This window comes from Melioribacteraceae bacterium (genome assembly GCA_035362835.1).
In the GTDB taxonomy this organism is placed as follows: domain Bacteria; phylum Bacteroidota; class Ignavibacteria; order Ignavibacteriales; family Melioribacteraceae; genus DSXH01.
On the sequence record DAOSDY010000001.1, the window covers coordinates 1,315,400 to 1,339,110 of the forward strand.

Genomic DNA, 23,711 nt, shown 5'->3' on the forward strand with positions numbered 1-23,711 from the left:
CCCGGTCTCGTTCTGATTATCTGTAAACAGAAATCAGAATTGAGGCCGGGATTTGTTTTAAGCAAATCCCGCAGTTAATTATCAGACTATATTTTTATATTTGCATTCCGGTTCATATTTAAAATCAGGAAAGGATATTATTTGAAACAGAGCAGTGTGAAAGTCGCAATAATTGATCTCTATAATAATGAAGAGAATCAGGGAATCCGTTGTATTAAAGATATTCTTAACGAAACCGATTGTCTTTACCAGAATGTCGGGATCGATTACCGGCTGTTCGATACGAGATTTAAAGGCGAAATTCCAGGCCCGGAATTCGATATCTATATCTCGTCGGGCGGACCCGGAAGTCCGTTCGAAGGCGAAGGCTCAAAATGGGAAGCCGACTATTTTAAACTGCTGGACCATATCTACAGCAATAATCAAAGAAGCGAATCAAAAAAACATATCTTTTTTATCTGCCACTCGTTTCAAATAATGGCGAGGTACTTTAGATTCGGAAGTGTAATTCCCCGTCATTCGAAATCATTCGGCGTGATGAAAGTTCATAAAACACCGGCAGGCAACGAAGATATTCTGATGGATGGTCTGAACGACCCTTTCTATGCTGCGGATTTCAGAGACTGGCAGGTTGTTGAACCGGACAGTAAAATAATTGAGGATCTGGGTGCCCGTATACTATGTATTGAAAAAGAACGCCCCCACGTTCCGTATGAACGGGCGATGATGGCGATCCGTATTACGGACGAGATTTCGGGAACGCAGTTTCATCCGGAAGCGGATCCCGCCAGTATGTACTATCATTTCAGAAAACCGGATAGAAAGGAACATGTAGTTTCCAAGTACGGTGAAAAAAAGTATTATGAAATGCTGGATCTGCTGGAGTCGGAAAACGGAATTAAACTGACACGAAAAACCGTCCTTCCCAATTTTTTACGAAATGCGATTAGAGGGCTAAGAGGAATTCTTTAACCTTTCGGAACAGTAAAAGCGAATGTTGTTCCTATGCCCGATTTGCTGCTGACCCAGATTTTGCCTCTGTTGCGTTCAACCATTTCCTTGCAAAGCAGAAGTCCAAGACCGCTTCCCTTTTCGTCTTTTGTACCGTAAGTAGTGTGATGCGAATCCATCCGGAATAACTTTTTTATATCTTCATCCTTTATACCGACACCGTTATCGGTAATCGAGATTTCAATATCGCTTTCCCGGAAGCTGCTCTTGAATACAATATTCCCGCCATCTTTTGTAAATTTAATTGCATTTGATAAAAGGTTCTGGACCACTGAAAATATCATATCTTCATCCGCGAAAACTATCGCGCCGTTGGATACATCGTTGGATACGCTAATATTTTTCTGTTCCGCATTATTTTTTAACAGGTTGATAATCTGATTTATCTTATAGTTGATATTAAAGGTTGTAGGCTCGTAAGGAATTTTTCCCGTTTGAATTCTGGACCATTGCAGAAGATTTTCAAGCAGAGTAAACACGGTTTTTGAAGACTCGTTAATTTTCTCGGCGAATGATTTTATATCCTCTTTTGAAAGCTCCTCGATATCCTCAACGAGAAACTCGGAGAAGCTGAGAAGCGAGCTGAAAGGGCTGCGTAAATCATGTGCGACTATCGAGAAAAATTTGTCCTTTGCCGCATTCAACTCCTTCAGCTCCTGTTCGGATTTACGGAGTTGCAGGTTAAGGTTCTCGAATTTTTCGACGAGTAGTTTTAACCGCTCTTCATTCTTTTTAATCTCCGTAATGTCTCTTAATATTCCGCGGTAACCGGTAATTTCGCCGTTTCGGTCTTTTACAACCATTGAGGTTTCCAGGACAGTGGCAATTTCACCGTTCAAGCGTTTGATATCGATCTGGTAATTGCTCACAAAACCGGTTCTTTCAAGTTCCTTTTTAAATTTTTCTCTCTCTTCATGATGAAGATAAATTTCCTTTGCAATGTCAATATGTTTAAGCTGGTCGAATGATTTAACGCCGAACAGGTCCAGACCGGCCGGATTCAATTCAAGGAAATTCCCGTCGACAGTACTTTCATAAACTGTGTCTTTTAATTCAACAAAAAGAGTACGGTACTTATCCTGAACCTCTCTTAATTGCTCCTCTGCTTTAATCTCCCCGGTCATATCCCATGCTATTCCGACCAGGGCTACAGCAGCTCCGGTTTCATCTTTTATCAAAGATGTGGAAAGCTCTATTGTAAACTCCGCTCCATTCTTCTTTTTGTTTATTAACCTGCCGTGCCATCCGCCTTTTAAGGTAGACTCATGAATTTTGGAAGTTATTGCCGGATCGTTATTGTTTGATCGGATGACAGAGATATTTTTACCGATGATTTCGTCCATCTTATAACCATACATCTTGAGGAAAGCATTGTTTACGAATAATATTTCACTTTCCATATCGGTAATATTAATCGCTTCACTTATTGAATTGATCATATGAAGCAATAATTTTAAATCCCTTGAGGGTTGAATGCTGGATGGTGTCATATTGTCCGTTACCGTTTGTTTTGAGTAAGATGAATTGGAAGCATTACCTGTCATTGTAAACCCCCATTCATTTTCAACTACAATATAATATTTCGTAAAATAAAATTGATGCGAAAGTTTAAATAATAAAGCGGGTAGTCCCTTTTTTAAGACGGTCCATTATTGCAAGCCCCAGGCCTTTTTCTTCAACTGGTTCGGCCAGAATTAAATCGATCTTTTCTTTTTCAAGCTCATGAAGATGAACGAATAAATTGGCGGCGGCCTCTTTTAAATCCCCTTTGTCAGAAAGAATCCTTACGGTTTCAAATTTAAAATCTACGTTTATATTTCTAAAAAAAAGTGCGCCGATTTTTTTATCGGAGTATTTTTTTAGATTCTCTTTCGTTAAAAAGAATAACGGAATAGACGGGGCATAATGAAATGGAAGCTGTCCGGGTGAATTCGGTTTACCGGTGTGTCCTGTAACGACAGCAATTTCCCCGATTTCGTTTTGAATCTCTTCTTTTGACAGTCCGCCCGGACGAAGCAGATAAAATTTATTGTTCACGTACTGTACAATAGAAGATTCAACACCTATAGAGCATTTTCCGCCGTCAATAATTAAATCTACTTTGTCGCCTATGCTTTTAAATACATGTGCAGCTTCGGTCGGGCTCAAATGCCCGAACCGGTTTGCGCTGGGAGCGGCAATGGGTGTTCCGCATTTTTTTATCAGTTCGATGGCAACCGGATGATCAGGCATGCGTATTGCGACCGTCGGATTTCCGGAAGTAACTATATCTGGAACAAGATCGAGTTTTGGCAAAACAAGTGTTAAAGGGCCCGGCCAGAATTTATCTATTAATTTTTCAATCCGGTCATTTTCAACAACGGCAAGTTTTATAAGATCGCTCTTATCAGCAATATGCAGAATAAGAGGATTAAAAGCGGGACGTTTTTTTGTTTCAAAAATTTTAGCAACAGCAATTGAATTTAAGCCGTCAGCCCCCAATCCGTACACGGTTTCGGTTGGGAAGGCAACAATTCCTCCGTCTTTAATAATTGCAGCCGCCTTTTCAACGGCCTCGTCAGTAGCTTTTAATATCTTCATTTACCCGGTTTTTATCTTTCAGGCTTTGTTAAAGAAATCTATTTCAGGTATTTTCACAGGTAAAATTATCGAATTACTTTTGCAATAAAAACTGCTCCTATTATAAATATCCTTTAGTGCGAAAAAATGGAACAGATTACCGGAGTTAAAAATTTCTGTAAACATCTAGCCGAGGAAAGCGGCAATGTTATCAGGAAATATTTCAGGACAAATATTAGTATTGAGACAAAGCCGGACGAATCGCCCGTCACGATAGCCGATAAAAAATCCGAAGAGCTGATGCGTGAATTGATAATGAAAGAGTTCCCGGATCACGGAATTCTCGGAGAGGAATTCGGCGAACATAATTCTTCAGCCGAGTACAAGTGGATACTCGACCCGATAGACGGAACAAAAAGTTTTATTTCCGGAGTTCCCCTCTTCGGGACTCTTATTGCGCTGCTTCATAACGATCAACCCGTAGTCGGTGTGATTAATCATCCTTTGCTGGACCAATATCTTATCGGAGATAATTCAACGGCGGAATTAAACGGTGAAAAAATTAAAGTAAGAGAATGTAGCAGGATTTCGTCGGCTCTTCTCCTGTCATCGGATCATCTTAATTTTAGAAAATACAGATCGAAAGAAGGATTTGAAAAATTAACAGGAATTGTAAAACTCTACAGGATGTGGGGCGATTGTTACGGATACTCACTTCTTGCAAGCGGGTATGCAGATATTATGATAGACCCTATTATGAGTCGCTGGGATCTCGCGGCGCTTATTCCAGTTATCAGGGGCGCTGGAGGTGTAATTACTGATTATTATGGAAATGATCCAGCCAAAGGAGACAGTATTGTTGCCGCAGTTCCTTCAATTCATACCGAAGTAATCAGAATCTTGAACAGGATGTAATTAATTGAAAATTAGAAATTGAAATCGCTGAGAATTTTCAGTGATCTTAACTTAAAACCAATCAACAGCAAATTATCATTTTACTCATGGGAGGGAAAATGAAAAGAAAGTTGTTATTTATTATTGCTCTTATGCTTTCCACTACGCTGCTTCTGGCCGGAGGCGGGAAAAAAAAGGAATTTAAAATTCCATATGAACAATATAAGCTGTCTAACGGGCTGGATGTAATTCTACATATTGACCGATCTGATCCGATAGTAGCTGTTTATGTTGCGTATCATGTCGGATCTGCGAGGGAGTCTAAAGGGCGCACGGGATTTGCACATCTCTTCGAACATATTATGTTTCAGGAATCGCAGCATATAGGTCAGGATCAATTTTTTAAGAAGATCTCCAAAGCCGGCGGTTCTTTGAACGGATCGACAAATACAGACCGGACAAATTATTTTGAGACCGTTCCGAAGAACGCACTCGAACTGGCACTCTGGATGGAATCCGATCGTATGGGCTTCCTGTTAAGCAAGGTAACACAGGAAGCGTTTGAAAATCAGCAGAATGTTGTTCAGAACGAGAAAAGACAGAGCGATAATCAGCCCTACTCTCAATCAAGTTATGCCATGTCCAAACTTTTCTATCCGGAAGGTCATCCTTACAGCTGGACTGTAATAGGCGAAATGGAGGACCTTGCCGCAGCATCTCTGGACGATGTAATAAAATTCTACAAAACATATTACGGACCGAAGAACGCAACACTGGTTGTCTCAGGTGATATTGATGTTAAGAGAACTAAAGAACTGGTAGAAAAGTATTTCGGTGAAATTGAAGGGTATAATGAGTCCAAACCATTACCAAAAATGCCAGTCACTTTGGAGGAAACAAAGCGTGCCTACTTTGAAGATAAACTTGCCAACGCACCGGATCTTTCAATGTCGTTTCCGACGGTTGAACGGTTTCATAAGGATTCATACGCACTGTCTTACCTTTCACAATTGCTTGCGGGAAGTAAAAAATCACCTCTTTACAAAGTGATTGTAGAAGAGAAAAAACTTGCCCCAAACGTTGGTGCATTTCAGCAAAGCTCTGAACTTGCCGGCGCATTCAGAATCAGTATTCGTGCATTTCCCGGTAAAAACTTAGGTGAAGTTGAAGATGCCGTTAAAGATGCATTCACACGGTTTGAAAAAGAAGGATTTAGCGATCAGGATCTTGAAAGACTTAAGAATGGAGTGGAAGTAAGTTTCTATAATCAGATTTCAAGTGTTCTCGGAAAAGCAATGCGTCTTGCCGATTATAATATTTTTGCCGGCTCAACAGATTTTATGAATGCGGATCTGAATAATTCTTTGAATGTAACAAAAGAGGATGTGCTGAGGGTTTATAATAAGTATGTAAAAGAGAAAAATTGTGTTGTGCTTAATATTGTGCCTAAAGGGAAAGCGGATCTGGCATCACCGGCTGCAGTATTATTCCCGATAAAAGAAGAATCAATCGATATGCAGGGTGTAAAAAAAGAAACTGCCGAATCCGTAAAAATTGAACCGATACCTACAAAGTTTGATAGAACGAAAGAACCTGCATTAGGACCCGATCCGGTTGTAAATCCACCGGCTATCTGGAGTGATAAGATTAAAAACGGTATAAAAGTATATGGAGTAATACATAGTGAATTGCCGCTTGTTCAATTTTCGATTGTATTGAAAGGGGGTATGCTGCTCGATCCTAAAGATAAAATCGGAACAGCATTTTTGACCGCACGTATGTTAAATGAAGGAACATTGAGCAAAACACCTGTCGAATTAAGAGAAGCAATGCAGGATCTTGGTTCAAACATTTCGGTGTCTGCCGGTTCAGAAACTATTACTCTCAGCGGATCCTGCCTTGCAAGTAAATTGAGCGAAACTATTGATCTTGCAAAAGAAATTCTTTTCGAACCGCGCTGGGACGAAAAGGAATTCCCGATCGTTAAGAGACAGATAATCGAAAGCCTTAAAAGAATGGAATCTTCTCCTTCTAATATCGCCAGCGACGTTTTTTCCAAACTGATTTACGGTTCAGATAATATTCTATCGAATTCTCCTATGGGCACGGCGGGTTCGGTTGAAGCTATTACAATGGATGATTTGAAAAATTATTACAATGATTATTTTTCTGCATCTGTTGCCGGAATTATGGTCGTTGGAGATATTACAAAAGAAAAAGCTCTTCAGGTATTCGGCGGATTCGGGGACTGGCATTTGAAGGATATTGATTTTCCGGAAATTAAAATATCCTCTGAAACACAACCGGGAGTTTATTTCGTAGATATTCCGAAAGCTGTTCAGTCGGAATTCCGTGTCGGACACCTCTCTCTTCCATATAACGATCCTGATTATTACAAAACGGTTGTTATGAATTTCAGGTTGGGCGGTGATTTCAACAGCATATTAAATATGATTCTTCGCGAAGAGAAAGGATTTACATATGGAGCCCGGTCAGGATTCAGCGGTTCGAATTATCCGGGAACATTTACAGCATCGGCGCCGGTCCAATCCAATTCAACTTTTGAAACCGCAACAATTATCAGGGATGAGATTACGAAATACAGGAACGGAATAAGCGAAGAAGATCTTGCAAATGTAAAGAGTACACTTTTAAAGGGTAACGCGCTCCGTTTCGAAACGCTTCAGGCTTTGTCCGGCATGCTCTCCCCCGTAGTCCTTTATGATCTGCCTTTCAATTATATTAAACAGAGAGAGGCGTTCGTCCAGAAATTGACCGCGGAGGAACATAAAGCCCTTTCTCAAAAATATTTGCTGCCCGAAAAAATGGTCTATGTAATTGTCGGCGATAAAGCTACTCAATTTGATAAATTGAAAGAACTTGGTCTCGGAGATCCCGTGCTGGTTGATAAGAACGGAATACCCGTTAAATAAAATAGTCTTTTCAATTGGGTAATCCGCATTAGTTTTAGAAGGCAGGCTTTCTCAAAGGAAGCTTGCCTTTTTTATAGAATCGCGAGGAAAGAGAATTTCCGGTTAAATGCTTTAGATTAACCGGAATTTAGCCGGGAGCTTACGCCCTTAGTTTGTTGGTGAATCCAATTTATTAGCGATGCATCATATCCGAAATCAATTAAAGGAGATATGATGAAAAACATAATAGAAGGGACTGATTTTAATTTCCCCACCGAAGTATTAAAATCCGATCTTCCGGTTCTTGTCGATTTCTGGGCCCCCTGGTGTGGTCCTTGCAGAATGGTAGCTCCCGTTGTAGAAGAAATCGCAAATGAATTGACCGGTAAGCTGAAGGTTGTTAAAGTGAATACAGATGAAAATTACGGAGTCGCATCTCAGTATGGTATTATGAGTATCCCGACACTTGGAATTTTCAAGAACGGAAAACTGGTTGATGCCGTAATCGGTGCGGTTCCCAAACAGCATTTAGTATCAAAGATTACGCCCCATCTTGAAAATGTAAACTAGTCTTAAAACAAAAACGGCGACTGAAAGCCGCCGTTTTCAATTTATATTAACTCCTTATGCTTCTACAATAGCATCAACAGCGCAAACTTCAACACAGGATTTACAATCGTTGCATAGTTCGGGCGCAATGAATGTATGGTCATCGGAAATTGCGTTTTTAGTCTCGCCATTAACAGTATAAGATTCTCCCGCATTATAAATGGCGTTGTTTTCGCATTCATCTACACAAGCTGAACAGCTGATGCATTCGTCTGTAATAACCATGATGATAGACTCCTAATAGATTTATTGATAAATACATTTGCCAATACTGCTCAAAAACCTTGCCGGAAATCGGGGCGAAATCTTATAAAAAACCGTGTTTTCTTTATCAAAATTGATAAATGCAGGTTCTTCCTTTGCGGTTATGAGAAAAAGAGTTTAGGTGCGGAAGTCCGATTAAAAATAAAAAACCCGGCAAATAAGGCCGCCGGGCTATTATCTAAATTTCTGGTTGAATATTACTTTATTACTGCGCCAAGTCCGTTAATTCTATATGTCTTAGTCTTGGGATTGCAGGGATCGTCTCCTTCGTGTTTGTGCTCTTTATCGTCATGATGCTCTTCGTTCGAAGGAAGTACTTCTGCAACAACACCTTCTACGAGTGCGGTTTTGCCCTTTGATTCCTTTGGAAATACAATAACACCATCTTCAACTTTAACCATAATCTTTTCTTCTTCGGTTGCACCGGCTATTTCAATCCAGCACCCCATTCCCTGACATACATTAAGAATTTTACCTTCAACAAGAACGGTTTTACCATCAAACTTTTCCGGTGCGCTAAGGATTGCAGAAACCTGGGTTTTCTCCTTTAATGTAATGTCCTTACCGTATTTTTCACCCTCAGCATTTATGTTAGAAACGAGTAAAAGCGCTGTAATGATTGTTAAAAATGTTTTCTTAATCATAATAATTTCTCCGTTTTTAAAATTTGACGGCACAAATTACACCTTTGCTCCTATTTATGCAAGGATTAAAAAGACATCCTGTGAACGGTACTGTTAAAGAATCGAGATGGTTCATACCATCCAATTTTCTATATTTGAACCGAAAATAAACTAATTGGCAATATGTTTGCACAGGTCGTTTTCCCTCTTCCCTTTAGAAATTCTTTTACCTACTCTATACCCGATTCACTTTCTGAATCTGTTCAAGTAGGGGTTCGGGTCGTCGTTCCATTTGGAAGAAGAGTAATGACCGGTTTTGTAATTGAGTTAAGCGAATCGACTTCCCTTACAGAAAAAATCAAACCGGTTAAAGATGTAATTGATCCGGTACCGATCTTTGATAATAACAATCTCCGGTTTTACGAATGGTTAAGTGAATATTATCTTAGCTCGCTCGGAGAATCATTGAAAAATGCTGTTCCGTACGGAACGGATATAGAATCGAAAAAGAAAATTGTTTCGGATCCGGAATTCTGTACAGAATTATTATTGAAAGAGAAGAAAAAAACTTCACTCAAATCAAAAATTCTCAGTGTGCTTTCAAACAGGGAAGTCTCAACAATTTCCTTCTTGCAAAAAGAAATTAAGAATAAAAACATTTATTCGGTTCTCAATGATCTTACAAAGCAGGGTGCTCTTTCAATTATTAGTGAAGTTGAAAACGCGAAAGTAAGAACGAAGAAAATTAAATATGTAAAATTATCCGAACCGGTAGATGACGTTTACAACGCAATTCCTCAACTTGAAAAAAAATCCCCCAAACAGGTTATACTTCTTCTTGAACTTCTTTCGGCAAAAGAGGATCTCCCTCTTTCGGAGCTAATTAAAAAAACCGGATCCGGCGCATCGACCGTTAATAGTCTTGCAAAAAAAAATCTTGTTTCCGTCTTCGATAAAGAAATTGATCGTGTATACAGAGAAACCTATACAGAGGAACAAAAGGAAATTGTATTAACATCACAGCAAAAAAAAATAATTGAGAATGTCGGAAGTGAAATCGAAAAGGAGAGGTTCGAAACATTTCTTCTTCATGGAGTAACCGGTAGCGGCAAGACACAGATTTATATTGAACTTGCCAAAAGAGCAGTTGAAAAAGGGAGGTCGGTTATAATTCTTGTCCCGGAGATTTCCCTTACTCCTCAGATTACATCGCGGTTCTTCAATTACTTCGGTCCGGTTACGGCTGTACTGCACAGCAGGATGTCGCCGGGCGAGAGATACGATACGTGGCGCGGCTTTATTTCCGGGAAATATAAAGTTGCTATTGGACCGCGTTCCGCACTCTTTGCCCCGCTTACCAATATCGGATTAATTGTTGTGGATGAAGAACACGACCAGAGCTATAAACAGCAGGATATTGTGCCTAAATATCATGCGCGCGACGCAGCAATCATCCGCGGCAAATTCAGCAGCTGTCCGGTTCTGCTTGGCTCGGCAACTCCTTCTCTGGAAAGCATGCATAACGCACTTGCAGGAAAATATTCATTACTGGAATTGCCCGAAAGAATTGATAATGCAAAACTTCCGGAGATAAAATTGATCGACGTTACACTTGAAAAAAAGAAGAAGAAAATGGAAGGCGTCTTTTCGAGGGTGATGCTCGATGAGATAAATGCAAGGTTGAATAAGAAAGAAAGTGTGATAATTCTGCAGAATAGAAGGGGATTTGCTACGCAGGTTTTTTGTAACGACTGCGGCGAAGTAATCACCTGCAACGATTGTTCTGTACCTATGGTTCATCATTTAAATAAAAATATTCTTCAATGCCATTATTGTGGCATTGTAAAACATGTTCCAAAAGCATGTCCTGTGTGCGGTTCTCTTTCACTTAAATTCTTCGGTACAGGTACTCAAAGGGTGGAGGACGAACTCGACTTCTATTTCCCAGAATCAAAAGTTGAACGCGTCGATTCGGATGCTATCAACAGGAAAGGAAAACTGGGAGAAATACTTAACAGCTTCCGCAAGGGTGAAATTAATATTCTAGTTGGAACTCAAATGGTCTCCAAAGGGCTCGATTTTTCAAACGTTACTCTTGTCGGTGTCATCTCGGCCGAGACTACTTTATGGATCCCCGATTTCAGAGCCGACGAAAGGACCTTTCAACTTCTTACTCAGGTATCCGGAAGATCCGGGAGAGCCGGAAAAAAAGGTGAAGTTCTGATTCAGACTCAGAATGAAAAGAATTTTGTGCTTCAGAAGGTCGTTGAAAATGACTATTCCGGATTTTACAAAAAGGAGATCGACCTCAGGGAGAAAGGCGAATACCCTCCTTTCACCAGGATAGGACTCGTTGAAATAAAAGACGAGAAAGAGGATAGGGCAAAAGCCGCAATAAATGAATTCGCAGGGTTCTTGAAAAAACACTCCAAAGGCCTTAATGTATCTCCCGCTACGGAAGCGGTCATATATAAAATAAAAGGATTTTACCGATATAATATTTTGATTAAGAGCAGTAAGAAAATCGATCCGTCCGGAAGATTATTGCGCAATGCGCTCCTAAATTCCTACATCGACTTCAATCAGAAATCAAAGTTCAGGGATATAAAAGTAATTATTGATATTGATCCTCAGAGCATCTTATAGGCGGGTAAAAAAATCCCTCTCCGGAACAGAGAGGGATTTTAAAAATTATTAGAAGCCGAACCACTGCAGGAACGGAAGCGCTTTGGCAAGTAGGAACATAATTAATCCGAAACCGATCCAGATCCCGAAAATCATGGCAAAATATTTTCCGGTCTCTTCCGATTTGAACATCTTGGCAAATCCAATGCTTACAATCGAATAGAACCAGATCGAGAAAATATCGAGCTTATTGAGAAGAAATCCGGCAATAGTTGTCTTATCAGCATCCAAAAACTCTGCTACACTAAGGCTCGCAAAAAATTTGTTCATTACTAAAGCTACTATCACCATTACAATTACCTGGATTACAACAACATACATTGGAAGTCCGTATGCAGACATGGCATCCCTGTAGACACCCGATCCCTTAAGTAGAAATTTTGCGAAAAGATAAAACACTCCCGAAACCACAAAGAACGAGATGAAGGAAAAAATAACAATTCCCAGGATAGTAAAGATCATATTGGCAGCCATTCCCTGGTCCATCCTTTCGCGTACTACTTCCATTTGTTCTTCTTTCTGAGCTTCCGTCAACTGGCCGCTGGCAACAGCTTCATCGAACTGCTTTTCAATCTGGGCCATCTGCTTTTCCATTATCGAAAGTTTAATAACCGGATTGCTCATCATTACAATATTTGAAAGGATTGCTACAACAATTACTACAAGTATCGGTATTATCCAATCGGACGTTTTAGCTCCGAACTTCGACATCTTGGTGAATGTATTCCCCGGTTCAGAAAACACGCCGACGAGTTTATCCGTATGACTGAGCTCCAATTCCTCTTCCTCTGCGGGTGACATTTTGGGAGCTTCCTGATTTGTAGTATCTACCATAAGAACCCCTCATTTTAATTGAATTAAAATTACGATTATAAATTCCGCGACAATTTACGAAAAAAAATCAAACAAATTATTTCTTTCTTTTTTGAATGGTGGTGTAATTGCGTTTAATTTATAGCAATCCTTAATTTCCATAAACTCTTATTAATTTGTAATTTTACCTGAGTTAACTCCCATTTTTCAATTGAGGATGAAATGAAAACCATTATCGAACCATTTAAAATTAAATCCGTTGAGCCGATCAGATTTACTACAAAAGAGGAAAGAAGTAGAATTATTGCAGAGGCCGGATATAATCCGTTTTTAATACACGCCGACGATGTTTTAATCGATCTTTTAACAGACAGCGGAACTTCTGCGATGAGTTCCGACCAGTGGGCGGGAATTATGCGCGGCGACGAATCCTATGCGGGCGCTAAAAGTTTTTATGCTTTCGAAAACGCTGTTAAAAAAATTACCGGAGACAAGTTTATAATTCCAACCCATCAGGGGAGAGCCGCGGAGAAAATATTGTTTTCAATTCTCGGAGGACCCGGTAAACATTTCGCCAGCAATACATTCTTCGATACTACACGCGCCAATGTTGAATTCAGCGGATCGGAAGCTCACGACCTTCTTTGCGAAGTCGGAAAACATCCGGAACAGCGCGCTCCCTTCAAGGGGAATATGGATGTTGACGCGCTCCAAGCGTTTATTAAAAAGTACGGAAAAGAGAATATTCCGTTAATCGTTATTACAGTTACCAATAATTCCGGCGGCGGACAGCCGGTCTCTATGCAAAACATTAAAGATGTTAAGAAGGTTTGTTCTGAGTACGGAATTCCTTTGTTTCTCGATGCCTGCAGGTTTGCAGAGAATGCTTACTTTATTAAAATGCGGGAGGAGGGGTACTCGGGAAAATCTGTTCTTGAAATTGTTCAGGAAATGTTTTTATATGCCGACGGTTCTACGATGAGCGCTAAAAAAGACGCGCTCGTAAATATAGGAGGATGGCTCTCGTTGAACGATGAAGAACTTGCAAGGAATTCCAGAAATCTTCTTATCGTTACCGAAGGATTTCCAACCTACGGCGGACTCGCAGGCAGGGACCTCGAGGCAATTGCACAGGGCCTTGAAGAAGTTGTTGACGAACACTACCTGCAGTACCGGATCAGAAGCACCGAATATCTTGGCGAAAAACTTTTAAATGCGGGCGTTCCTATAATTGAACCTCCGGGAGGTCACGCAATCTATATCGATGCGAAAAGATTTCTGCCCGGTATAAAACCGGAACAGTATCCCGGACAGGCAATTGTCTGCGAACTTTATGCTGAAGGCGGAATTCGTGCTGTTGAAATCGGCTCAGTTATGTTCGGCAAATACGGCAGCGACGGAAAACTGATCCCGTCTCTAATGGAACTTGTTCGGCTTGCAATTCCGCGACGGGTATATACTCAAAGCCATGTCGATTATGTTGCCGAAGTTGTTATCGAAGTCTTCAAAAACCGGGACAAATTAAAAGGATATGAAATTACATATGAAGCACCGATGCTGAGGCACTTTACAGCAAAGTTTAAGCCGGTTGTATAAAATATTGTGATTTTATAACGGATTATTATAGAGCGGTTTTCTGATCAATTGAAGGATAAGCATTAAAAAGCATTTTACATATAAATCGAAATTCCAGATCTGGCGGCTGCTGATTTCCGAAACCGGAAAGCTGATTATTGAGTTGAGGGACGTTAATAATAAAGAGGTCTTCTTCAGCTATTATGATCTTGAAAAAGGGAAAAAGATATTCGAATCGATTCAGATGGAGGAAAAATACTGGATCGGAATAGAAGCTCTTTGTGGTGATTTAATTATTTTCCATAAGTATGCAAAACCGGATATGCCCGGGCATAAAGAGCTTATAGCATTCGATGTCTCAGAACAAAAAGTTAGATGGATTAATTCAGATTTCTCTTTTTTATTCGCTTATCAGGATAAGATCTATTGTTACAAGCAGAACTTTGAGAGCCGTAATTTCTATTCGTTAAATTATATGAACGGCCGGATCGAAGAAAACCTCGGTGAGGATTTTGAAAAGGTGAATCTTCTGCGGGCCGAAGCAGACAGACTCAAATCCGCCGGCGAATACCTGTTCCCGGAAAAATATGACGAGGCCACTGCCGATCCGATTGTAAAACAATTGATTAACGGTGAATTGCGCGGCCTTGAAATTGTCGGCGATGTTGAATATAATAGACGCGGCAATCTTCTTTTTTTTAATTTTTACTCCAAAGTATTTTCCGGCAGTCTTGTCAATAGATTTAATGCTTTTAATCTCTCGGTAAATAAAAAAGTTCTTTCTGAATTATTAAATTCAAATACTAATGCCTTTGTACCTGATTCATTTTTCATATACAAAAATTTTCTTCTGCTGCTGAAAGAGAAAAATGGTTTGATAGTATATAAACTGGATTAAGCATGGAACCATCACACGAAGAAAAATCAATTCTTCTTGAAGCGGCGCGCAACTCCATTAAATCCTTCTTCAACGGTCAGAAAATTGAAGTGCCCGATTATAATAAGCACCCGCTGTTAAAATCCCGCTCCGGCGCGTTTGTTACTTTAACACAGAAAGGAAGACTGCGTGGATGTATCGGCCACATCATTTCCGATCAACCGGTTTTTGAAACCGTCTGCGAAGTGGCTCTCCATGCGGCGCGCAGCGACCCGCGGTTCTCTCCCGTTAATCAGGAGGAACTCCCTAAGATAGAAATCGAAATCTCAATCCTGTCCGAACCTTTTCCTCTAAAAAGTTATGACGAGATTGAAATCGGTAAGCACGGTTTAATCCTTGAGGAAAAAGGGCGCCGCGGCCTGCTGCTTCCCCAGGTTCCCGTTGAACATCATATGGATAAAGAACAGTATCTCGATGCTATTTGTCAGAAATCCGGATTCCATGCCAGCTACTGGCGGGATAAGCAGCTGAATTTAAATGGCTTTACAGCAACAGTCTTCAGTGAAAAATCAATCAAGGAGGAAGTTGTATGAAAGGAATCAGAGAACCGGCCGTTGCCGGTATGTTTTATTCCGCTTCCGCCTCAAAACTTAAAGACGAAGTTGCCCTCCTGTTAGAAAATGCGCAAATAAGCGAAAGCTTTGGCAACATCGCAGGTTTAGTCTCTCCGCATGCAGGATATCTCTATTCCGGGAAAACAGCAGCTTATGCTTTTAATTCTCTTGGAGGTAAACATTATAAAACAGTGGTTATAATTTCTCCAAGTCACAGGGAATACTTCCGCGGAGTTTCAATTTACGATGGAGACGCCTACAGGACTCCTCTTGGTGATGTTCCTGTAAATAAAGAAATGACCGAGCAGCTGATTTCCGGCAGCCGGACAATTTTTAAAGGGATTCAGGGTCATAGAGCCGAGCACGCAATCGAAGTTCAGATCCCTTTCCTTCAAGTGATTTTGAAAGATTTTTCAATTGTTCCCGTGGTTCTTGGCGACCAGAACAGAAATTTTGTCTTTGAACTTGCAGAAAAACTTTCGGGAGTTGTTGACGAAGAAACTCTGATAGTGGCGAGTTCCGACCTCTCTCATTTTTACACCCGATCAATGGCCGATAAGCTCGATTCGGTTGTTGAAAATGATATACGGGAAAACAATTACGAAAAACTCCAGAGCGATCTCGAAACCGGAAAGTGTGAAGCCTGCGGAGGCGGCGCTATTGTTGCATTGATGAAAACAGCCGGTATGACCAACAGAAAAAATACCAGAGTTCTGTACCGTACCGACTCCGGGGAAGTAACCGGTGATTACTCCGAGGTAGTCGGTTATCTTAGCGCCGTAATCTATTCATAATTTGCTTCACTTAGGTCCGTTTCGCCAAAACATCTGCTGCAGAACAAGTCATAAAATATTTTAGGACAAATCTATCTGTAGAGAGAAAAAATATTCCTGTAAACTATTGCACTGTTACCGATTTTATTTTAGCTTGAACTCCCAATTGGTCGCATCCCCTCATTAATCTTTATCAAAAGGAAAAAAATGATTCAATATAAATTCAGCGAGAATTTGTCTAACATTAGAATGTCGCCGATTGTTAGTATCAGCGAGGAAGTGCGAAAGAGAGCTCCGGAATTTAAAGCGGCGACGGGGAAGGACTTTGTTCTTTTTCAGAGGGGCGAGATCGATTTTCAAACTCCACAGTATATCGTTAATGCAGCCAAGGAAGCTCTCGATGCCGGATATACAAAATATCCAAAGTCGGGCGGAGAGGATCCGTTTAAAGAAGCTGTGATTAAAAAACTTGAGTATTACAACAAGGCCACGGGATTTGATAAAGAAAATATTGTCTGTACTTACGGCGGCCAGGAATCGCTCGAACTCTCATTCAAATTATTCGAAGGGAAAAAAGGAGTCGGATTTGCCCCCTGCTGGAGCTGCGTTCTTGAAAACTTTGTTCCTTATTGCGGAACCGATTTTCATCAGGTTCCTCTACTAAGCGATTTCAGCATCGATTTCGACCGGCTCGATAAAGCTCTCGATGGAGCTTCGTTTTTCTACCTTAACACACCGCAGAATCCGACCGGAAAACTTTTTACTAAAGAAGAGGTTACATCGATCGCTGAACTCTGTCTTAAACACAGCGCGTACCTTATTTCCGACGAAGCCTACGAAGCTGTTCTATTCGATAACGAAACCCATTTCAGCCCTACTTCACTCGAATATGAGAATATAATAAGCACATTCACACTTTCGAAAACGTATGCCATGACCGGCTGGCGGCTCGGATACCTTGTAACAAGAGACAAGCGGATTCCCAAACTTCTTAAACTCGGCAACTACACACAGACAGCGGGTGTTACAACGTTCCTGCAGCATGCTGCGGCGGAAGCTTTAAATAACGAAGAGGAGAGCAGAAAATCTGTTGGTCTGATGGTAACCGAGTTTGAAAAAAGGCGGGATTTCTTTTTCGAAGGTCTTAAATCAATTGACGGACTTAAGGTAACAAAACCGAAAGGAGGATTCTATTTCTTCCCGGATTTTTCCGCATTTATTCCAAAAAATATTTTCGGGGAAGAGAGAAAGCTCTATGTATACAATCTTTTAATGAACGAAGGAGTGGCAACTGTATACGGTTCCTGCTTCGGGAATTATTTTGACGATTATATCAGGTTCTCTTTTTCAACTACTCCCGTTCCTGTTATTGAAGAAGGTCTCTTCCGGATGAAAAAGGTTTTTTCCGGCGCCTGATACTGGATTTATAAATATTAGAGAATAATTATTCTCTTGATGTGAAAATTGAATTATTCTACTTTTAATCGCGTTTAAGCAACAGGTCTATTTAATTAGTAAGGAAGAAAATGAAAAAATATTTTTTCTATCTGACGATCGTATTTACGGTCGTGTTTTATTACAACACATCCGCCCAGGTCTTCAGTTTTAAGGTTGACGGTAAATTCTTTACCGGCAAAGTAACCGACGCGGTAGTAGTTAATTTCCTCGAAGCTGAATATGTTCAGATAAGAGCGGAGTCGGAAGACAAAATACTTTATCTCTATTGCAAACTATCCTCGCTTAAAGGTGAACCGCCTATAACACTGGAATTCACAGAACCGAATCCGGAAAAAGGGGAATCCCCCGCATCGGAAGTTGTATGGGTTCCCGACGGTCCCGATAATCCGCAATGGAACGGTGTTGAAGGCGAGACGGTTGTTACACAGCACGACGCCGAGAACAAGACTATCTCCGGCACTTTCGAATTTGTAGTGGAGAAATTCCAATACTCCTCAAAAGCCGGCAAGAAGAGGCCGAGCGCCGAAATTACTAACGGCATCTTTTCAAATATTAAATACCGGCTTGAAGAAAATAAAGAAGGATAAATTTTTCTAACATCTATTTATTGTGTAGAGACGCCGGTAGCGGCGTCTCTACAATCGCCCTCTTCGCAATCTCCTATAATAGTTTTCTAAGGAGGGAATTAAGTTTCAATTTGTAATATTTCCATATAACTTAATGTAGAAATAAATACTTGCAATTTTAATATCTATTTATTAAGTTTCGACACAGAAATTTAAACTATATAATCCCATCGATTTAGTTCTGCTTCGTTGTATTCCGTAACGATTTTGGAGGGGAAGTGCTAAGTTATTTTATAGCCCGCTACATAAATCCATCCTTTCTAGTATTTATACTCAATAAAATGAAAACATCACGTATAGTTTTCTTGCTGGTTGGATTCGTAATCTCTCAGTCATGTAGTAGTGTCACAGAACCTGATAAATTACCGGGAAGAAGAGATTATGTGTGGAATATAGACACAATTCGATATCCATTCGATAACATATTATCAATTTGGGGAAGTGCACCAAATGATATATGGATAGGCGGGGCACAGCCGAGCGATTTATTTCACTTTGACGGAGAAAACTGGCTAAAATGGGGAACTTATATTTACTCTACCTCTAGCAGGGCTCTGTGGGGTACTTCCACAAATAATATCTGGATGGGAGGCGATGATGGAAAAATCCTTCATTTTAACGGTCATCAGTGGGAGGAAAGGTTTGTTTATCGAAATAAAGTCTTTGCTTATTCGACCATAACAGATATCTGTGGAAATTCACCTTATAATATTTATGCTGTGGGGTTAATTTCAAATGGTACCGATGATACACAAAGGGGTTTTGTTTTACATTATAACGGTAATACTTGGAGTGAAGTTTATGTAGCAAACTTCCGATCTCAATTTATAAAAATTAATAAACAAGAAAATAAGTTCTATATTAATTGTATTTCAGTTTATAACTCAACCGGCAAGGACACTATAACTTTCTTTGAGTACGATGCAAACAATCTAAACAAAATTTTTTCCAAACAATTAAATGAAATTACAATAGGAACATTTAATCCTATCGGCGATAAGTTGTTTTTCCTGATCTCCAGTTCTGTATATTCATACAAGAATGGTTCGTTTATAAAAAAACATTCGTTTGTAATTGCAAATTTCGGTTACCAAATATATGGTAGGAATGAAATGGATATATTTTTAAGAATGAAAGACGGATTGGCTCATTATAATGGTTCTGATATAAGCTACTTGTATCGATTTGAAAACAATACCACAAGTATTCTACATAATGCTGCAATATTTGACAAGGATGTTTTTTTTGCAGTCAATGATCCGATAAATAATAATGATTTTATTCTTCATGGAAGGTTAAAATAGATGAGGTTAGAAGCTAATAACAAAATTAAAGGGTAGGCGCTCTGACCGCGCCATCCCCTTTGATCGAGAATAGCTCATTTAGGTTGGCACCCTATCAGCAGCTTTTTTGCTACTGTAACTATTCTCTTTTTAAAAATAACATTTTTTTATCTTAAAGGAGACTAACTATGAAAAAGCATTTAATTTTCTTTTTAAGTTTGTCTTTTTTGGCATCAATAATTGACGCACAACCAGTAATTACTGAGACAAAACTATTCTACCCATCTGGAACAAGCATTGTAAAAATAATTGAAACCGGAAATCCAACCTATACTTATGGAAATTGTCAAATTGGAAAAGAATTAAGCGGTTCAACACAAATGATCTACAGGACATATTATACGATTGATTTATCCACAATTCCGCTTAACGCCACAATTCAAAAAGTTAATTTGAACTATTCTACGAATTATAAAAGCTATACTTTTAAGTTAACTAATATATCTTCACTTGGAAGCATCCTTAGCGCAAACTGGACAGCAATTGGTGGTGGAAACACATTACATTCAGGAATTGGATATGGTAATGGAATAATTACCTCTACACCCATCAAGAATCAAATGCAAAGCGCACTTTCCAGTAGATCAATGATAATTGGAGCTCTGGGAGAAAATGAATCTGCAAATGATTCGTATTCCTATTTGTCTCTAGATCTAGAGGTTGTTTATACAAGGCCAGCAGCCTCTTTGAATTTTATTGCAGAGAATTATCTTGATGGCAGTAATGTAGGGAATATAGGTGTTGGAGTTAATACTTCAACAATCACTTCTCGGCAAAGTCCATTTATTTTCTCAATATATGAGGATCAACATATTTATTTACAGGCATATGATAACCAACATTATTATGATTATAACTGGGTTTTTAATGATATAGAAGCACCTGATAATCAAAGTCACTGGGAAAGAGATCTTTCGGGTCAAATACTTTTGCTTGGCAATTCTCAACTGTTATCTCGAGCAGCCAATTCTTCAGAGAATGGTTCAACAATTAGAGATTATTTGAAAAAATTATGCCAACTAACCTTTCAAGCAAACAGTAGTATGACTATTAAAGGTAATTACAGAATATCTCCTTTCACAGAATCGGTTGTTGAGCAGAATTCAATTTCTGCACTTGCTTCAAGTTATTCTACTGATGGTATTGATTATACTTTCTCTAAGTGGTCTACGGGTAGCGGAGATGTCTACAGCCCTATTACCGCATCAGAACATGAATATCACACAGCGGTTTATACCGGCAAACCAAACAATAATTACCGCAACCTTTCTTTCAACACCTCACAGGAAGGTCAACCTGTACAGTTAACCTGGTCCATGCATCCGCTCGATAATGCCAGCATTTCACACTACTCGGTTTACAGAAAAGTTACTTCTTCTGGTACACCAACACTACTTACAACAGTTTCCGCAACTGGATCAAGTTCTTATTCATACACCGATTACGAATTTGCTATCTCAAACTCCCAGAATAAAATTCTGCTGTTCTATGACGTAAGACCATATTATACTCCCGACGCAGCTTACTCAGATGCGGCATTCGAAGGTGTTTATGGATTCTACTATTCAAACAAACTTCCCGAAGAGATCGCTCAGAACCAGACTATTCAGACAATACCCGAAACATTCGAAGTTAATAATTATCCGAACCCGTTCAATCCATCTACGACAATTAATTACCAATTGCCGGAAAATGGATTTGTAACACTAAAAGTGTTTGATATACTTGGAAAAGAAATTGAAACGCTGGTAAATGAAAATAAATCAGCGGGATACTACAAAGTAAATTTTGATGGAAGCAACCTGGCAAGCGGAGTCTACATTTATACAATCCGGGTAAACGAAATCATGCAATCGAAAAAGATGCTTCTGGCTAAGTAAAATTATTTGAAGCGGGGGATGTTCAATTGAACATCCCTACAAATTATTACTGCGGTGCTTCGTTAGTATATTTTCCCGGATCGAGTTTTTCTTCCAGATTATTTATTCCAGAAATTGTTTTTGCGAGCGATAGTCCATCGAGTCCGTGATGCTGCAGGACTTCAACAGGCGTTCCGCATTCGGGATAATCATCCAGACCGATCTTCTCGAACAACTTTCCCTGGATTGCCTGCATCTCTACAAGTCCCTCCATTATCTTATTGCCCAATGAACCGTATATCGAATGATCCTCCAGGACAAATATCTTTTTAGTTTTTGAAGTAACGTTTACAAGCCAGTTGAGGTCTATCCGGTTTATCCACGGCATATTAACAACCTTCAAACCGAAACCCGCGCCCTTCAAAATTCTCGAAGCCACAAGCGCTTCATGGAGCAGAACGGGGCCGTACCCGAATATAACCGCGTCATCACCGCCGGTTAATTCTGTACCTATTCCCGGAACAAACTGATAATTACCGGGCAGCTCAATTCTTTCGGGCGAAGGACCGATCGCCAGTCGGATTGCGCAATTTTCTCTGGCTTCATTAATGCAATACTCAACCGCCCTTTTCGTTTCAATTGCATTGCACGACTGAATGATAGTCATGTTTGGAATTGTTAAGAGAAGGGATATATCCCTTACACTCTGGTGCGATTTTCCAGGTCCGGCTGGAATCATTCCCGCAAAATGGCAGCCGTATATAATTTTGGTTTTCTCCCCGGCGTTATTGTAGATCTGTTCATTGGCGCGCGCGGTAAGAAAGCTTGCAAAGGTATTAACTACGGGTATTAATCCCATTCGCGCAAGACCGCCCGCCATCGAAACCATATCCTGCTCGGCTATACCGTTCTCAATAAAACGGTCGGGATATGTATATTCAAATTTTCGCAGCTTGCAGTCGGCGGAAAGATCGCCGTCGAGGACGATTATCTTTTCATTCGTTTTAGCAAGTTCAACCAGCGCGTCACCGTAAGCTTCCGTTACGAATTCCTTATCGATCTTAGTTACCGCTTTCCCCTCGGCATGATTTTCCGGAATTGAAATTTTTTCTAATCCTAATTCAGAAGCAAGCTTTTTTATAGTCTTTCTAAGTTCTGCAAGACCTTTTAAATAGCTGTCGTCATCCGGGGCGCCGCTGTGCCATTTGTAATAGGTTTTACCGGAGATGGTTTCTTTTACGGGTTTCTCCATAAACGACACGCCTTTACCCTTAACGGTATCGGCTATAATCAACTTGGGTTTATCGTCAATTTTTTTAAGGTTATTAAAAGTTTTTTTGAGAGCATTGTAATCGTGTCCGTCAATTCTCACGACGTGCCATCCGAAAGCCTTAACTTTTTTTACAACGTCCTCTATATTATTAACATCGGCAACGAGCATATCTGTCTGATACTTGTTATGATCCATAATGGCGGTGATGTTATTTATTTTCTGATGAGCCGCTGCCTGGATCGATTCCCAGATCTGTCCTTCCTGAAACTCACCGTCGCCGGTCAGAACAAAAACATGCCCGTCATTTTTAAGATACGATTTTGCCCACGCCATACCTCTTGCTTTAGAAATGCCCATTCCCAGCGAACCGGTGCTTGCTTCAATTCCCGGAATTCTAACCTCCGGATGTCCGTCAAGTCCGTTTAATCTTCTCAGCATCAATAATTTTTCTTCAGGCAAAATTCCCAGTGAATAAAAAAGTGAATAGAGACCGGGTACGTCGTGACCTTTTGAAGAGAAATAAATATCGCGGTCGGGATTATTCAGGCCGGCATCTAAAACATTTAATTCATTCAAATAGAGATAAGTAATAATATCCATAGCGCTAAGCGAGGAACCGAGATGGCCGGAACCTGCTTTCTTAACAGCAACAAGAGTATTGTAACGGCACATCCCTGCGTACAGCATCATTCTCTTACTCCAGTTGCCGCTGCTTTTTCTAACCTTCTCAAACTGATCTTTCTTTATCAGCTGATAATACATAACCGCTCCGATTAAACAATATTTTGTGAAATGACTGAAGTAAAATTAGCTGATTTTAGATTAAGAGAGAAAGTGGAAATATTAAGTAATTGTAAAGTTTTAAGGAATTCTTTTTCGATAACCATATTGAATTAGGAAACGATTTCAGATAAATTCTACACTACATTTTTACTTTAAGGGG

Annotated in this window: 19 protein-coding genes; 13 read left to right on the forward strand and 6 right to left on the reverse strand. The window is 39.9% G+C overall.

What is annotated here, in order from left to right:
* Positions 1–141: 141 nt before the first annotated feature.
* A complete protein-coding gene (locus PLZ15_05545) occupies positions 142–972 on the forward strand; it encodes a hypothetical protein (GenBank protein HOI29209.1) in 831 nt (276 codons plus the stop codon).
* Here PLZ15_05545 and PLZ15_05550 read toward each other — a convergent pair.
* Positions 969–2,555 (reverse strand): PAS domain-containing sensor histidine kinase, encoded by a 1,587-nt coding sequence (locus tag PLZ15_05550; protein HOI29210.1) that lies wholly within the window; start codon positions 2,553–2,555, stop codon positions 969–971. The two genes, PLZ15_05545 and PLZ15_05550, sit on opposite strands and share 4 nt — an antisense overlap.
* Before the next feature lie 64 nt (positions 2,556–2,619).
* Positions 2,620–3,591, reverse strand: a complete 972-nt coding sequence (locus PLZ15_05555) for an L-threonylcarbamoyladenylate synthase (protein HOI29211.1) — start codon at positions 3,589–3,591, stop codon at positions 2,620–2,622.
* Between the two features lie 126 nt (positions 3,592–3,717).
* Here PLZ15_05555 and hisN point away from each other — a divergent pair, with 126 nt between their 5' ends.
* From hisN to trxA, 3 genes are all read left to right on the forward strand, one after another.
* Positions 3,718–4,485, forward strand: coding sequence for a histidinol-phosphatase (hisN, locus tag PLZ15_05560; protein ID HOI29212.1), 768 nt, complete (start codon positions 3,718–3,720; stop codon positions 4,483–4,485).
* 98 nt (positions 4,486–4,583) lie between these two features.
* Complete coding sequence (locus PLZ15_05565) at positions 4,584–7,397, forward strand: pitrilysin family protein (protein ID HOI29213.1); 2,814 nt, start codon at positions 4,584–4,586, stop codon at positions 7,395–7,397.
* Positions 7,398–7,607: 210 nt separating this feature from the next.
* Entirely contained in the window at positions 7,608–7,946 is a 339-nt protein-coding gene (gene trxA / locus PLZ15_05570; protein HOI29214.1) for a thioredoxin, read from the forward strand.
* Positions 7,947–8,000: 54 nt separating this feature from the next.
* Here the strand turns inward: trxA and PLZ15_05575 are convergent, their stop codons facing one another.
* Together PLZ15_05575 and PLZ15_05580 are read right to left on the reverse strand one after the other, a co-directional pair.
* Positions 8,001–8,210: a 4Fe-4S binding protein gene (locus tag PLZ15_05575; protein HOI29215.1), complete on the reverse strand. Its 210-nt coding sequence runs from the start codon at positions 8,208–8,210 to the stop codon at positions 8,001–8,003.
* A 236-nt stretch (positions 8,211–8,446) separates the two neighbouring features.
* Positions 8,447–8,893, reverse strand: coding sequence for a DUF4920 domain-containing protein (locus PLZ15_05580; GenBank protein HOI29216.1), 447 nt, complete (start codon positions 8,891–8,893; stop codon positions 8,447–8,449).
* A gap of 162 nt (positions 8,894–9,055) precedes the next feature.
* Between PLZ15_05580 and priA the strand changes: the two genes are divergently transcribed.
* The gene (gene priA, locus PLZ15_05585) at positions 9,056–11,518 is read left to right on the forward strand and encodes a primosomal protein N' (protein HOI29217.1); all 2,463 of its coding nucleotides are present in this window, start codon (positions 9,056–9,058) and stop codon (positions 11,516–11,518) included.
* A 48-nt stretch (positions 11,519–11,566) separates the two neighbouring features.
* Here the strand turns inward: priA and PLZ15_05590 are convergent, their stop codons facing one another.
* Positions 11,567–12,391, reverse strand: coding sequence for a YIP1 family protein (locus PLZ15_05590; protein ID HOI29218.1), 825 nt, complete (start codon positions 12,389–12,391; stop codon positions 11,567–11,569).
* A 201-nt stretch (positions 12,392–12,592) separates the two neighbouring features.
* Here PLZ15_05590 and PLZ15_05595 point away from each other — a divergent pair, with 201 nt between their 5' ends.
* The 8 genes from PLZ15_05595 to PLZ15_05630 all read left to right on the forward strand — a co-directional run bounded on the left by PLZ15_05595 (position 12,593) and on the right by PLZ15_05630 (position 21,516).
* Positions 12,593–13,966, forward strand: coding sequence for a tryptophanase (locus PLZ15_05595; GenBank protein ID HOI29219.1), 1,374 nt, complete (start codon positions 12,593–12,595; stop codon positions 13,964–13,966).
* A gap of 130 nt (positions 13,967–14,096) precedes the next feature.
* Positions 14,097–14,843, forward strand: a complete 747-nt coding sequence (locus PLZ15_05600; GenBank protein HOI29220.1) for a DUF4905 domain-containing protein — start codon at positions 14,097–14,099, stop codon at positions 14,841–14,843.
* 2 nt (positions 14,844–14,845) lie between these two features.
* Positions 14,846–15,415 (forward strand): AmmeMemoRadiSam system protein A, encoded by a 570-nt coding sequence (gene amrA, locus PLZ15_05605; GenBank protein HOI29221.1) that lies wholly within the window; start codon positions 14,846–14,848, stop codon positions 15,413–15,415.
* Positions 15,412–16,230 (forward strand): AmmeMemoRadiSam system protein B, encoded by an 819-nt coding sequence (amrB, locus tag PLZ15_05610; protein ID HOI29222.1) that lies wholly within the window; start codon positions 15,412–15,414, stop codon positions 16,228–16,230. Before amrA ends, amrB begins: the two co-directional genes overlap by 4 nt.
* A gap of 186 nt (positions 16,231–16,416) precedes the next feature.
* A complete protein-coding gene (locus PLZ15_05615; protein HOI29223.1) occupies positions 16,417–17,625 on the forward strand; it encodes an aminotransferase class I/II-fold pyridoxal phosphate-dependent enzyme in 1,209 nt (402 codons plus the stop codon).
* Positions 17,626–17,735: 110 nt separating this feature from the next.
* Positions 17,736–18,254, forward strand: coding sequence for a hypothetical protein (locus PLZ15_05620; protein HOI29224.1), 519 nt, complete (start codon positions 17,736–17,738; stop codon positions 18,252–18,254).
* Between the two features lie 257 nt (positions 18,255–18,511).
* Positions 18,512–19,597 (forward strand): hypothetical protein, encoded by a 1,086-nt coding sequence (locus PLZ15_05625; protein HOI29225.1) that lies wholly within the window; start codon positions 18,512–18,514, stop codon positions 19,595–19,597.
* A 167-nt stretch (positions 19,598–19,764) separates the two neighbouring features.
* A complete protein-coding gene (locus tag PLZ15_05630) occupies positions 19,765–21,516 on the forward strand; it encodes a T9SS type A sorting domain-containing protein (GenBank protein ID HOI29226.1) in 1,752 nt (583 codons plus the stop codon).
* A gap of 46 nt (positions 21,517–21,562) precedes the next feature.
* Here the strand turns inward: PLZ15_05630 and PLZ15_05635 are convergent, their stop codons facing one another.
* Positions 21,563–23,530, reverse strand: a complete 1,968-nt coding sequence (locus PLZ15_05635) for a transketolase C-terminal domain-containing protein (protein HOI29227.1) — start codon at positions 23,528–23,530, stop codon at positions 21,563–21,565.
* Positions 23,531–23,711: the final 181 nt, after the last annotated feature.